The following is a 13,855-nucleotide window of genomic DNA, read 5'->3' as shown; positions in this document are numbered from 1 at the left end:
TCATTACTTTCAACATCGCCATTATCCACCATTAAGGTAAATTCTTGAGGTTCCAAAAACTGATGGCGAATATTCTGTTTTGTTGCCACCTGTGGAGATACAATTTCAGGATCTGGCTTACCTAATGTTTCTTTAGAAGCTACAGTGGAATCAAGGCCACCACCTAATGAAAGATCTTCAAAATCCTCAAAGTCTAAATCTATATCAATATCAGCTTCTACGCCAGCTTCAGCTAAGGCTTCTTTATACTCTATAGCATCTTCATTATTTAATCCTGAAATTAATATTTGTGTTTTATCTTTAGATAAAAAAAACTGCTCATAAATATCATCTTTAGACTCATCAAATAATTCTGATAAATTTTCGAGAATATCCGCTTGATCTACCTCCGAGTTAAATTTTCCCCGAAAAACTATTTTATATTTCATTGTAAAGCCTTTATGAAAACAAATTAAATATTGCTAATATTAAATTTAATGTGACATCTAGTATAAACTACTAATAAAAAATCTGACGATCTATGTTAGACCATTTTATATACAATACTTATTACGAAACTTATTTCCAATCATATATAATTATTTGGTAAAGTATTAACAATTAGCATCTTTATTTGACTGAATCACGGTTTTTATCACTCTGATATAGCGTATTCTGGTTTTCCACCAAATTCAAATCTCATTTGATACATCATTTTTTAGAGGGTGTAATGCGCATTTTTTTATTGATTATTTTATTGACACAAAGTTTATTCCAAACTTCTTTTGCGTCATCTAGCATTGATGGCTCATCCTTATCTATCTTATATACCATTCCCTTCATTGGACTGATAGCATCTATTGCATTTCTACCACTACTCACACCAAAACTATGGTTAAACCACTATGGCAAAATTACTTTTGCTTGGGGAGTTGCCTTCTTTATTCCATTATTGATTAATTTTGGTGCGCCCATTAGCGTTTCAATTTTCACTCATACTGTTTCATCCGAATATATCCCCTTCATACTTCTTTTACTAACTTTATATGTTGTATCTAGCGGGATTCAAATTTCTGGCACATTCGCACCTAGCCCCGCGCTTAACGTTACTATTTTACTCATTGGCACCATACTGGCATCTATTATGGGAACGACAGGTGCATCAATGTTATTAATTCGTCCAATTTTACAAGCAAACCAAAATAGACAATATAAAGTCCACGTTATTATTTTCTTCATATTCTTAGTCGCTAATATTGGCGGAGGCTTAACACCACTAGGAGATCCACCATTATTCTTAGGTTTTCTAGAAGGTGTTAGCTTCTTTTGGACACTACAATACATGCTGCTACCTGTCATTATCACTTCAGGCATCTTACTAATGCTCTTTTACTTAATCGACAGTAAATTATTTGAAAAAGAAAATATCTCAACACAACCTTTAAAGGCCAATCATATTGTTATTAAAGGGCAGTTTAATTTTATTTTAATAGGTATTATCTTAGCAGGCATTATTATTTCTGGCTTTTGGAATCCAAATGTATATTTTAAAGTCCATAACACAGATGTTGCACTAGAAAATATTTTTAGAGATATCACATTTTTAATCGTTATATTTATCTCTTTGAAATTCACACCTAAAACGTTGCGTCAAGAGAATCATTTCAACTGGGCCCCCATATTAGAAGTTGCAAAAATATTCTTAGGCATCTTTTTTACCATCACACCAGTTATTTTGATATTGCAATCTCCTAACCACCCTACCACACAATTTCTTATGGGTTTTGCACATGATGAAACAGGCGCACCAATCAATGTTGTTTATTTCTGGATTACAGCAACATTATCTGCCTTCTTAGATAATGCACCGACATACCTTGTATTCTTTAAAATGGCAATTGGTGATAATCCTGATGGTGCTCAGTATTTAATGAATGTCATCCCGACAACATTATTAACAATATCTATGGCAACAGTCTTTACAGGACCACTCACCTATATCGCTAATGCTCCGAACTTTATGATCAAAAGCATTGCTGAACAACAAGGCGTTAAAATGCCAACATTTTTTGGCTATGCCTTAATTGCAATCGGAACATTACTCCCTATCTACATTTTGCTAAATATCATCTTTTTAATGTAATCTATTTAAAATTTAGAAAGCATTTTCCACCCATGTAATCACAGGTGGTGCCATAGATGTATCAATCCCAATAACATCTATTCTCGCACCGCCTTGATGATTCACTTGTTGTAAATATCGCTCTGCTGTTTTTCTAACTTTACGCTGTTTTTGCACTGTAATACTTTCTAACGGATTACCATGTAATTTCGTATTTCGTACACGAACCTCTACAAAAATCAGTGTCTGATTATCTTGCATGATTAAATCAATCTCTCCCATTTTACAAAGATAATTCCTCATCACAAAATGTAAGCCCTGAGACTCCAAATATTCACGCGCCAAATTTTCACCCCATGTGCCTATTATTTGCGGTTCGCTCATTGACTGATTTCCTGTATAATCATAAACCTTAACTTTATGAATCAGAGAGCTCTATGTCAACTTGTTACGTCGTAGCGACCCCCATTGGTAACATTGAGGACTGGTCTTCACGCGCTATTGAAACTTTAAAAACTGTCGATTTAATCTTCGCTGAAGATACAAGACACTCTGCAAAATTGATGCAACTTTTTAATATTACAACACCAATGCGTTCTTTACATGACCACAATGAAACTGATCGCATCGACGAAATCCTTTCCTTATTAAATAATAATCAATCTATTGCTATTATCTCTGATGCAGGTACACCACTAATCTCTGATCCAGGATTTAAAGTAGTACGAGCACTACGTGAACACGAACAAAAAGTTATTCCTATTCCAGGCGTTAGCGCTCTTATTACAGCACTATCCGTTTCTGGAATTGCTACCGATCGATTTAGTTTTGAAGGTTTCTTACCCGCTAAATCCTCTGGCCGTAAAAGTAAAATGGAAATTTTAAAAAAAGATCCTCGCACACTTATTTTCTATGAATCCAGCCACAGAATTATTGAAATGCTTAAAGATGCAATCTCAATATTCGGTGAAACTCGCTATGCATTCATTGGCAGAGAAATGACCAAACACTATGAAAGTTATTTATCCAATACTTTAGAAGAGCTTTTAGCCCACTACCAAGAACATATAGATGAGCAACGCGGCGAATATGTAGTAGTTATTGAAGGTGCAAATATCGACTCTGAAACTTCAGATACAATTGATTTAAATGAATTATTAGTTATTTTATTGGCAGAGCTACCCCTTAAACAAGCAGTTAATATCGCCACAAAAATCACTAAACTATCTAAAAACCATATTTATCAAACTGCACTCACAATACAAAATAACGTATAATCAACTGTGATATTTAAGGAATAGAGAGTTAATAATGTTGGAATCATCTGTTAATACAAGTTCTAAATTTACAACGGACGAAAAAGGTCTAACAGCTAAATTAGCGGGACTTTTCTCTATCAGAATGCTTGGCATTTTTATTATATTACCCATCCTAGTTACATACAGCCAAAGTTTAGAAGGTTCCACACCAGTATTAACAGGGCTTGTTTTTGCCAGTTATGCCATTACTCAAATATTACTACAACCCATTTTTGGTATTGTTTCTGATAAAATTGGTAGAAAGCCAGCTTTAATTGTTGGATTAGCGTTATTTACTTTAGGTAGTTTAGTATTAGTTTTTACCTCTAATATTTATATCGCGATCTTAGGTAGAATTATCCAAGGTTCTGGCGCTGTATCTGCAGTTGTATTAGCAATGGCAACTGATTTAACAAGAGAACAAATTCGCTCGAAAGTTATGGCTTTTATCGGCGTTAGTATTGGTTTAACTTTTGGTATTGCAATTTCCATAGCGCCAATCATTTATTATCTAGCAAAAGGCTATGGTATTTTTGGATTATGTGCACTTCTAGGATTGGCTGGCATTTATGTAACCATTAAATATATTCCAGAAATTCCTATCCCTCCTAAAGCCGATCATCATAAAGAAAGCTTTAAAGAGCTTGCACAAATCGCTTTCAAAGAAAACAATGTTGTGCGCTTATACTTTGGTGCCTTTATGCTGCACTTACTACTCACAATGACATTTGCAACATTACCCATTCTCTTTAAACAATTAGAAATCTCTACCGTTTCCTCCGCATTCTATTACACAGCAACATTTTTTGTTTCTATCATTGTAATGTTTATTTTTGTAGGTTTAGCAGAGAAATTTTACAAGCATAGAATTTTATTTTTGTTTGCAATCATCCTATTAGCGGCCTCTTATCTATTCATGTTAATTTCTGCTGATGGCAGCCGTTGGCTAATCATCATTAGCCTTGCATTGTTTTTCTTTGGCTTTAATATCATGGAAGCATCTCAGCCTTCTTTAATGTCAAGATTTGCAGACCAAAATTATCGCGGTACAATTATGGGGATCTTCTCCTCATCTCAGTTTCTAGGTGCTTCTATTGGTGGCATGCTAGGTTCAGTCATTAGTGGATATTTCGGTGTACAATACGTCTTTTATCTCACATTTTTACTCACTGCCTTATGGTTTGTGATTGCATGGCCAATGCAAAACCCAATTAAACCTACCAAACAATCGAACACAGAAACAACCGACGAAGTGATTGCTTAATGGAAGAATTAAAATTTAAAGTTGCACAAAAAATGATAGGTCTTATTGACATGCCCTATCTATATCTAAATTTTGATGGCAATAAACTTACATCAGATATTCATGCTTTAGGTAAAATTGCCTCTATTACAACTTTTGCTCAGCATGTAGTTCCGATCAAAGAAACTCTAGGTGAAGATTGCCCTATCATCTCAACCATTATTAATTACCCTAATGGGGATTTTAATACATATAATGCTACACAAGAAATGAAAGCAGCAATCGCTGCAGGTACAGATGAAATTGATTTAGTATTTCCTTATCAAGCATTGGTCAATCGCCAAGCAGGGCTCTGCTTACAATTTTTAACTAAATTACGAGATGTTGCAGGCGATTATCCTTTAAAATTAACCATTGAAGCAGGCATATTACAAGATGCTAAATGGATTAGAAAAGCTTCAGAATTAGCTGTACGAAGTAGTATGGATTTTATTAAAACAACTTCTGGCCGTAATCGCCAACAAGTTACATTAACAATGGTACAAATGATTCTACATGTTATCCAAGATATGAACCCAAATGTTGGCATTCATATACAAACAAACAATAATAGCTTTTCAGAAGCTTCACAATATCTGGAAGAAGTTATCAATCGCTTTGGCACATCATGGGTTGACGCTTCGCATTTTCGTTTAAGTGGCCCAAATTTAGAAAGCTCTATTTTAGAGATTTTAAAAGAAAACCACGATATTTTATCTTAATAGTTTGAGAGTTTTATGAACCCACAATTAACAATTGCACAGAAAAGCGTTTCAAAAGTTAGCCGTTTAATCAACCAAATTTTTGAACAAACTGCAAAACTCAGTCAATCTCAGCGTGAAGAAACTGAGCGTTTTACAATTTTCTATAAACAAATTGAATCTGAAATTGCAAAAGAAATCTTATATGCTTATCCTGATCATACAGTAGAAACAAAGTGTGATGGTGTGCATGGTAAAGCCAATAATAGATCATATTGGTATGTAAGTGGTATCGTCGGTAAATCAAATTTCCTAGGAGGTAATTCTGACTTTGCTGTTTCTGTTGCTTACATGGTTGATGATAAACTTACAGCTGCATATATTTATATGCCTATTTCACAAAAAGAATATATGGCAGTTAAAAATGAAGGTGCCACTGTCAATGATATCCGAATGCGCCTACCAAAGCATAGCGGCAAACTGTCAGATTCATTATTAATGACTAATGATAAATCCTTAACAAAAGAATATGCATTAATGACATCCCACTTACACCATCTATCTATGGGCGTTCGTGTTGTTGGGGATCCAGCATTAGCAATTTGCGATTTAGCAGAAGGCAAAGCATCAGCTGCTTGGTTAACAGAATTTAATGCATGCGATCACTTCGCCGCAGTTTTAATTGCCTTAGAAAGTGGTGCTTTAGCTGCAGATTTCCAAGGTAATGAAGTTGATTTAAGCTCAGAAAATATTGCATTTGCATCACCTAAACTACTAAAACCTTTATTACAATCCATTCATCAAGCTAGATAATCTATGCATAACTGGAAGCGCCGCTACACTACTATAAATATATTCATCAGCTTTTTAGCGATACACAATCTCTCTTTTGCCTTAGATATTAGAGAAGTGACATATCATCAAGTTGATTTTGTAGTTGCGGAAGTTTCCCAAGATGATCATTTGCAATTGTTTTGGAAACAACCCAATACTGATCAGGCTTATCAATCATTCAATGGGTTGACCAAAACATTAGCAAAACAAAAAAAACAGGTTCTTTTTGCAACAAACTCGGGAATATATGGACGAGATCAAACACCACTAGGTTGGCATGTTGAAAATGGCGAAAGATTACAAGTGCTGAATCAAGTAACACGCAAAGATGCAATAGGAAACTTTTCACTCATCCCTAACGGTGTATTTTTCATAGATCAATCTGGACAACATTACGTATTAGAAACTGAGGAATTTCTCAAAGAACAGAATAAATATAATATTGTTGATGCTACGCAATCGGGTCCTATGCTAGTTATTAACGGCCAATTACACCCAAAATTTTTTTCAACCTCAGATAGCTTAAAATATCGCAGTGGTGTTTGCGTTAAAGATCACATAACATATTTTTCCATTACACAAAAACCTATTAATTTTTATTATTTTGCTAAATTTTTCCAAGAAAAATTAGGTTGTGATAATGCGCTCTATTTGGACGGCACGTTATCACAACTCTATTATCAAGGCAAAATTTATGGCGCACCTTTCTGGAATGTGCGCCCTTATGTAGGTATTTGGGCAGTTACTGAACCAATACAATAGGCAACGTTAGAACTATTTCTAGACCACCTAGCTCACCATTTCTAGCTTTAATCGTACCATGATGACTTTTGACCATATGACCAGCGATGGCTAATCCTAAACCCGCTCCATTAGAATCAGGAACCTCTGTATTTTCTGATCGATAAAAAGCTTCAAACAATTTTTCTAAATCAGCTGATTTAACTCCTGGCCCATCATCAGAGATGATAATACATAACTCATTATTCTCTATATGAAATACAACCGCTATTTTTTGACGCGCATAATGAATGGCATTTCTCAAAATATTTTCAATACCACTTCTAAAATTTTCTACATTCAACAATAATTGAATATTGGGAATATCCTGATAGCTCAAGATCTTTCCATTAGCATCTGCTTCAAATGTAGCTTCTGCCAATAATTCAATCAGCGCATCAGGCAAATGAATTGTTTCATATTTATCACGACTTAAAATTAATTCTCGCGATAACGATAACATGGCTTGAATTCGATCTTCAATTAAAATCAAATTTTGCTCAATATGGTCAATATCAGGTTCTAAAGATGAATCCGCTTTACGGCGTAGCATACCATTCGTTAAACGAATTCTCGTTAATGGTGTTCTTAATTCATGTGACATATTGCCAAACAAACGATTCTTTTCTGCCTCTGCTTCTTGTAATGCTGCCACCATTTTATTAAAACTTTGCCCCAAGTAACCAAATTCTAGCGCACCTTTCTCCAACTGAGGATCTGTGACCCAATCGCCTTCCGCCACCCTTTCAGAAGCTTTCTTCAATCGTAAAATTGGTCGATATAAAGAGTAGGTTAAAATAAAAATAAAGGGCAAACTTGCAAACATCATCATAATGATCAGCAATGATGGCGAGCTAAACATTTGACTAACATAGTATGATTGGGGTAATTTGGGAAATAACAAATAAAATTGATAATTCAAGTTTTCAACTTCAAATGGCCCCATAATCATATTTGCATTAATCGCCTGTTGATGAGGTTCACTTTCGTCCACAACCGCAGTAATAAATTCCCTATAATCTTGATTATCAACACTTGCAATTGAGTACGCTAAATATTCCGGATCACTAGTTTTCGGGATAGCAATGAATCGCCCCTGATTACCATGTTTCATCCGCAATAAACGATATAGACGCTGTTGAATTTTTTCTCTCTCTACTGTTGGTACTTCTCTAATCCTACGTTGATCCAACGTTGGAATAATAATCGCAACAGAAACCACCACAATGCAGTAAATTAAAAAAACAAAAAAGATTCGTACACTTAATAAGGAAAAAAATTTTCGCATCATTCATTACTCAATAAACATATAGCCTAAACCATGAATGGTTTTAAACCATGGCATACCATTTTCACGATCTGGTATTTTTTTACGAAGATTACTCACATGCATATCAATCACACGATCAAATGCTTGATGACGTTTACCTAAAATTTCTCGACTCAATTCATCACGACTGATCGCTTTCCCACGATTTTTTACCATATATAACAATAGAGAAAATTCTGTATAAGTTAACTCTATGGGTTCATTGGCGAATGTCGCTTGAAATTGTGTTTGATTTAATTCTAATTGATCAATTTTAATAACTTTAGAATCTTGCGGAATATCTTCAGCGTTAGCACGGCGCAACAGCGCACGAATGCGTGCAATTAATTCACGATCATCAAATGGTTTACCAATATAATCATCTGCACCCAACTCAAGCCCTAAAACACGATCAATGCTATCACCTTTAGCAGACAACATTAAAACAGGTAGCAATGGATTATTTTGTCTGATCTCACGCAATGTATCCCAACCATTCTTTTTAGGCATCATAACATCTAACACTAAAACATCCGGCGTTGTATGCTTCATATATTCAATACATTCTTCGCCATTATTGCAGACATCCACTTTAAAGCCTTCAAATGTTAATAGCTCTGAAATCAGAGATTGTAATTGTAAATCATCATCAACCAATAAAATGTGTTCCATAATCATTATTCTCCTTGCTTTATCGCATTATAGCTCTAATTATTGACTTCAGAGAAAGATTTACGCCCATTTACAATAGATACACTCTCTTTTACATCCTACATTTTAAGATATATTCAATCAGTAAAACATCTATCATTTAACAACAAAAAGGAAAGTATTATGAAAAATAAAATCGCTTTAACTGTTATCGCAATGATTGCACTCTCAGGATCAGCAATGGCACAAATGCATCAAGGTAATAAAAATCACAATATGGATGATCAAGCATACAATCATATGAGCCAAGAGTTAAAATTAACAGATGAACAACGTGCTCAAATGAAAACATTGCATGAAAATATACGTACAGAGAATCAAGCTGCTCGTGAAGCTCACAGAGCAGAAATGGAAAAATTCTACAATAACCCTAAATTCAATGAAGATGAAGCTAAACAATTAGCACAAAAACAACGCGATGATCGCGCAGTACGCAAGATGAAACACCGTCATGCCATGAATCAAATCTTAACTCCAGAGCAACGCGCTCAACATTCAGAAATGATGCAAAACCATCAAAAAAATCGTCACATGACAGGCAAAAAAGGTGAACATCGAATGAATGGTGGCAATCACAACATGAAACATAACAACTAATAGACAAATAACAAATTAAAACCCGCAAATATGCGGGTTTTTGCTATCTTACAAAAATATAACTTAAAGTTATAAATAAACTTTTAAAGCTGCTTGAACTGCTGCACCAGGATTAATATTTGCACCATGGAATAACAAAACTGCTTCAAATGCAGCCAACACATGCAATACATTCTCTTTTCGGCTACTGAATCCCATATTACCAATTCGCCAAACTTTGCCTGCCAATGAGCCAAATGACCCTGCGATTTCAACACCAAATTCATTCAATAACATTGCTCGAACTGCATCACAATTAATTCCTTCAGGCACCATGATAGAAGTTACTGTTGCCATCTTTGTTTTAGGATTACCATAAATCGCCAATCCCATTGCTAAAATCCCTGCCTCAATCGCCCTATTATTTAAAGCATGTCGATCCCATACAGCTTCAATACCTTCATTAATCAATAAGCGCAATCCTTCATGTAAACCATAAACCATAGAAGTCGCTTCCGTGTGATGATTAATGCGTTCTTCGCCCCAATAACGTTGTAGTTGGCTCAAATCTAAATAGTTACTAGTAATGTGATTATCATTACGAATATTTTTACTTAGCCCTAATTCTTTTTGATAACGTGCTGTTAAAACTTGTTCAACACGATCATTATATGTCACCAAAGACAAACCTGATGGTACGCTCACACATTTTTGTGTACCTGCAATCGCAATATCCACACACCAATCATCAATTGCTAATGGAATACCACCATAAGTTGCCACAAAATCTACCACAAAGAAAATATCTTGTTCACGACAAAATTTACCTACCTTGTTAATCGCCTGCATTTGTCCATTGGCAGTTTCACCATGCACTAACGTAACAATTTTAGGCTGATGCTTTTGAATCGCTTCAATGATCTCTTCTTGCTGAAAAGGTTCATACCAATCTTTCTCTAAATAAATCACTTCAGCTTTAGCACGCTCTGCAATTTCAGCTAATAAATAACTGAATCGCCCATAACATGGAATGAGCACTTTATCGCCTGCTTCGATCAAACCAATCAGAGCTGCTTCCAGCCCTGCACGTGATGTACCATCCACAGCAAAAGCTTGTTTATTTTTGGTTTGAAATGGCACTTTAATCATCTCTTTAACTTCATCCATAATTTTCAAAAAATATGGATCAAATTGCCCAATTGTTGGTGTTGCCATTTTGCGTAAAACAGAAGGATGAGCTTCAACAGGCCCTGGCGTCATAATTGTACGAATTGGCGTATAAAATTCAGAAATCATAATCACTCTCTTTTTTAATTAAATAAATCGCCCCTCCTGTTTTATCATATTCATACATAAAATAATGCTACAAATTAGCTAAATTTTCAGATAAATGATGGACGGATTATTTAAAACAATCAAACACTCTTTAATTAGTATTTTATGCAGCCAAATACTATGATAAAATTCTTTTAATACAAACAATTATGAAAAATAATTTAAGTATTGAGATCTAAATGATAAAACTAGTAAAAAACAGTGATTATTTTCACTAATATTGTCGAAATATTGAAAAAATAAATAACATACAATAATTTTTACCAAAAAGTAAACTACAAATTAAAAACATATTTTCATTGCAAACGTAGTTTATTTGTAATATAAAAATAAGAACTTAAAAGATATCTATAAAAAAGATATTTTAATAAGTTCTCACAATATACTAAAGGAATAAGGGGAAGTTATGAAAAAGCAGTTATTAGGATTAGCAATTGCATCAGCATGCTTAATGGGAATCAGCTCAGCACAAGAATTGACTGGTGTATTAAAAAAAATTAATGATTCTGGTACTATTTCTGTCGGTCATCGTGAATCATCAATACCTTTTTCATATTATGATAACAACCAAAATGTTATTGGTTATTCTCATGATATCAGCATGAAAATTGTTGAAAATATTGAAAAAAAACTAGGTAAAAAGTTAAATGTTAAACTTTCACCCATCACTTCACAAAACCGTATTCCACTTGTGAATAATGGCACAATCGATATTGAGTGCGGCTCTACGACACATAACACAAGCCGTGCTCAAGAGGCTGGATTCTCCAATACTATATTCATCATTAATATTAAATTAGTGACTGATAAAGATTCTGGTATCAAAGATTTTTCTGATTTAAATAATAAAGTTGTTATTACAACCGCTGGCACAACATCTGAACGTGTTCTCAATGAGATGAATCAGAAAAATAACATGAATATGAAAGTACAATCCTTAAAAGATCATGGCGATGCATTCATGATGCTTGCTGGTGGACGTGGTGCAGCCTTTGTTATGGATGATTCCTTATTGTATGGTGAACGCGCTAAATCTCGCGACCCACAAAAATGGGTGGTTACAGGTACATCTCAAGGTAAAGAAGCTTACGCATGTATGTTCAAAAAAGGAGACGCAGGCATTAAAGAAGTTGCTGACTTCACAATTGCTGAAATGTCAAAGTCTGGTGAGTTAGAAGCATTATACAATAAATGGTTTACACAGCCGATTCCTCCTCGCGGTGTTAACTTAGAATTCCCTGTTTCTGAAGAAATGACAGAATTATTCAAAACACCAAATGACAAGGCATTTCAATAGTCTAATCTGTCAACAAAAATAATTATGATTCATATTAAAGTCACCGCATTTGAGCGGTGGCTTATTTGTGGGGTTTCAAGATGTTTGGTTTAGATTTCAGTTTTCTATTCCAATCTGCGGTCGGAACAGAAACATATTTTGACTGGATTTTGGAAGGTCTTAAATGGACAGTGATCACGTCATCACTGAGTTGGTGCTTAGCACTCTTTTGCGGAACAATTATTGGTATATTAAGAACATTGCCAAACCGCTTTTTAAATTTTATTGGTGCCGCATACGTTGAAGCATTACGTAATGTGCCAATCATTGTTCAGTTATTTTTTTGGTTTTATGTCTGGCCCGAATTATTACCTAAGAGCCTAGGACAAGGAATCAAAAATTTAGATCCACATATACAAATCCTCACAGCAGGTATTTTATGTTTAGGACTATTTACATCAGCACGTATCGCAGAACAAGTGCGTTCTGGCATACAATCATTGGCAGGTGGACAAAAAAATGCTTCACTAGCAATGGGCTTCACGCTGCCACAAGCTTATCGTTATGTCATTATGCCTCAAGCATTTCGCATCGTAATTCCACCATTAACCTCTGAATTATTGAATATTTTCAAAAACTCAGCAGTATTGCAAACTATTGGCTTAATGGAATTATCTCGCCAAGCAGCTCAGATTAATGATTACACAGCTAAAGCTTATGAATCTTTCATTGTAATTACGGTCATTTTTATCATCATCAACGTCCTTTTGATGTGGGGAATGCGTTTTATTGAAGTCAAAACTAAAATTCCTGGCTTAATTTCGGGAGGTCATTGATATGGGTGAATATACTTTTTTCTCTGTATTGGCTGATACTTATCCAACCTTACTCAAAGGGTTATGGGTAACACTACAAGTGACAGGTGTTGCTGTTGCTGTTGGCATTATTTGGGGAACTATACTTGCGATTATGCGCTTATTCATGCCAAAACCTTTTGCATGGTTTGCAGCATTATATGTCAACACCTTTCGATCAATCCCATTAATCATGGTATTAATGTGGTTCTATCTCATTATAGGCCCCGGAATGCAGAAAGTTTTTGGATTAGATGGTTCTAATACTAGCTTTCGTTTAGTACTTGCAATGGTTGCCTTTTCATTATTTGAAGCTGCTTACTATTCAGAAATTATCAGAGCTGGTATTTCTAGCGTTAAAAGCGGACAGAACTCAGCCGCATTAGCATTAGGCATGACCCGTGCACAAGCATTACGCTATGTAATTTTACCACAAGCTTTTAGAAATATGGTGCCATTATTACTAACACAAGGCATTATCTTATTCCAAGATACATCACTTGTTTATATTATTAGTTTGACAGATTTCTTCCGTGCGACAGATATCATTGGCTATAACAATGATTACAAAACTGAATTTATTTTATTTGCAGGCTTTATTTACTTTGTTATCTGCTTCTCTGTTTCAAGTGGCGTACGTTATATTCAATCAAGGAACAAAATATGATTCATTTCCAAAATGTAGGTAAATACTACGGTAATTTTAAAGTACTGAATAATTGTACTGCAGACATTGCAGAAAAAGAAGTTGTGGTTGTTTGTGGTCCTTCAGGCTCAGGTAAATCCACTTTAATAAAA

Annotated in this window: 15 protein-coding genes and 1 pseudogene; 11 read left to right on the top strand and 5 right to left on the bottom strand. The window is 34.7% G+C overall.

Annotated features, from left to right (window positions below):
* Positions 1-428: pseudogene (locus tag BZK14_RS01675) on the bottom strand (hypothetical protein); the annotation flags it as partial.
* A 281-nt stretch (positions 429-709) separates the two neighbouring features.
* On the opposite strand from BZK14_RS01675, the gene BZK14_RS01670 reads away from it, so the two are divergent.
* Positions 710-2,122: a sodium:proton antiporter gene (locus tag BZK14_RS01670; protein WP_077924872.1), complete on the top strand. Its 1,413-nt coding sequence runs from the start codon at positions 710-712 to the stop codon at positions 2,120-2,122.
* A 12-nt stretch (positions 2,123-2,134) separates the two neighbouring features.
* Here BZK14_RS01670 and BZK14_RS01665 read toward each other — a convergent pair whose 3' ends face one another.
* The gene (locus BZK14_RS01665) at positions 2,135-2,485 is read right to left on the bottom strand and encodes a YraN family protein (protein ID WP_077924871.1); all 351 of its coding nucleotides are present in this window, start codon (positions 2,483-2,485) and stop codon (positions 2,135-2,137) included.
* A gap of 53 nt (positions 2,486-2,538) precedes the next feature.
* Between BZK14_RS01665 and rsmI the strand changes: the two genes are divergently transcribed.
* Genes rsmI through BZK14_RS01640 form a run of 5 tightly spaced genes read left to right on the top strand, consistent with a single transcriptional unit; the run spans position 2,539 to position 6,978 of the window.
* Positions 2,539-3,378, top strand: a complete 840-nt coding sequence (rsmI, locus tag BZK14_RS01660; RefSeq protein ID WP_077924870.1) for a 16S rRNA (cytidine(1402)-2'-O)-methyltransferase — start codon at positions 2,539-2,541, stop codon at positions 3,376-3,378.
* 34 nt (positions 3,379-3,412) lie between these two features.
* Entirely contained in the window at positions 3,413-4,663 is a 1,251-nt protein-coding gene (locus BZK14_RS01655) for an MFS transporter (RefSeq protein ID WP_077924869.1), read from the top strand.
* Positions 4,663-5,403 carry a beta/alpha barrel domain-containing protein gene (locus BZK14_RS01650; RefSeq protein ID WP_077924868.1) on the top strand — a complete coding sequence of 247 codons (741 nt, stop codon included), beginning with the start codon at positions 4,663-4,665 and terminating at the stop codon, positions 5,401-5,403. The genes BZK14_RS01655 and BZK14_RS01650 overlap by 1 nt, the downstream gene beginning before the upstream one ends.
* Before the next feature lie 15 nt (positions 5,404-5,418).
* Positions 5,419-6,195 (top strand): inositol monophosphatase family protein, encoded by a 777-nt coding sequence (locus tag BZK14_RS01645; RefSeq protein ID WP_077924867.1) that lies wholly within the window; start codon positions 5,419-5,421, stop codon positions 6,193-6,195.
* 3 nt (positions 6,196-6,198) lie between these two features.
* Entirely contained in the window at positions 6,199-6,978 is a 780-nt protein-coding gene (locus BZK14_RS01640; RefSeq protein WP_077924866.1) for a phosphodiester glycosidase family protein, read from the top strand.
* Here BZK14_RS01640 and BZK14_RS01635 read toward each other — a convergent pair.
* Both BZK14_RS01635 and BZK14_RS01630 read right to left on the bottom strand, forming a co-directional pair.
* Positions 6,959-8,287 carry an ATP-binding protein gene (locus BZK14_RS01635; RefSeq protein WP_245831118.1) on the bottom strand — a complete coding sequence of 443 codons (1,329 nt, stop codon included), beginning with the start codon at positions 8,285-8,287 and terminating at the stop codon, positions 6,959-6,961. The two genes, BZK14_RS01640 and BZK14_RS01635, sit on opposite strands and share 20 nt — an antisense overlap.
* A 3-nt stretch (positions 8,288-8,290) precedes the next feature.
* The gene (locus BZK14_RS01630; protein ID WP_077924873.1) at positions 8,291-8,977 is read right to left on the bottom strand and encodes a response regulator; all 687 of its coding nucleotides are present in this window, start codon (positions 8,975-8,977) and stop codon (positions 8,291-8,293) included.
* A 162-nt stretch (positions 8,978-9,139) separates the two neighbouring features.
* Between BZK14_RS01630 and BZK14_RS01625 the strand changes: the two genes are divergently transcribed.
* Positions 9,140-9,613, top strand: coding sequence for a Spy/CpxP family protein refolding chaperone (locus BZK14_RS01625; RefSeq protein ID WP_077924865.1), 474 nt, complete (start codon positions 9,140-9,142; stop codon positions 9,611-9,613).
* A 69-nt stretch (positions 9,614-9,682) separates the two neighbouring features.
* On the opposite strand, the gene BZK14_RS01620 is transcribed toward BZK14_RS01625, so the two are convergent.
* The gene (locus tag BZK14_RS01620; protein ID WP_077924864.1) at positions 9,683-10,888 is read right to left on the bottom strand and encodes a pyridoxal-phosphate-dependent aminotransferase family protein; all 1,206 of its coding nucleotides are present in this window, start codon (positions 10,886-10,888) and stop codon (positions 9,683-9,685) included.
* A 445-nt stretch (positions 10,889-11,333) separates the two neighbouring features.
* Here BZK14_RS01620 and BZK14_RS01615 point away from each other — a divergent pair, with 445 nt between their 5' ends.
* The 4 genes from BZK14_RS01615 to BZK14_RS01600 all read left to right on the top strand — a co-directional run.
* On the top strand, positions 11,334-12,224 hold the full coding sequence (locus BZK14_RS01615) for a glutamate/aspartate ABC transporter substrate-binding protein (protein ID WP_077924863.1): 891 nt from the start codon (positions 11,334-11,336) through the stop codon (positions 12,222-12,224).
* Positions 12,225-12,304: 80 nt separating this feature from the next.
* A complete protein-coding gene (locus BZK14_RS01610; RefSeq protein WP_077924862.1) occupies positions 12,305-13,039 on the top strand; it encodes an amino acid ABC transporter permease in 735 nt (244 codons plus the stop codon).
* A gap of 1 nt (position 13,040) precedes the next feature.
* Complete coding sequence (locus BZK14_RS01605; RefSeq protein ID WP_077924861.1) at positions 13,041-13,724, top strand: ABC transporter permease subunit; 684 nt, start codon at positions 13,041-13,043, stop codon at positions 13,722-13,724.
* Positions 13,721-13,855: ATP-binding cassette domain-containing protein (locus BZK14_RS01600; RefSeq protein WP_143691266.1), on the top strand; the 135-nt coding region annotated here is incomplete at its 3' end. The genes BZK14_RS01605 and BZK14_RS01600, both read left to right, overlap by 4 nt.

Source organism: Wohlfahrtiimonas larvae, assembly GCF_002006755.1.
GTDB classification, from domain to species: Bacteria; Pseudomonadota; Gammaproteobacteria; order Cardiobacteriales; family Wohlfahrtiimonadaceae; genus Wohlfahrtiimonas; species Wohlfahrtiimonas larvae.
The sequence above is the reverse complement of the archived record's forward strand: the minus strand, read 5'-3'. Positions and strand labels throughout refer to the sequence as shown.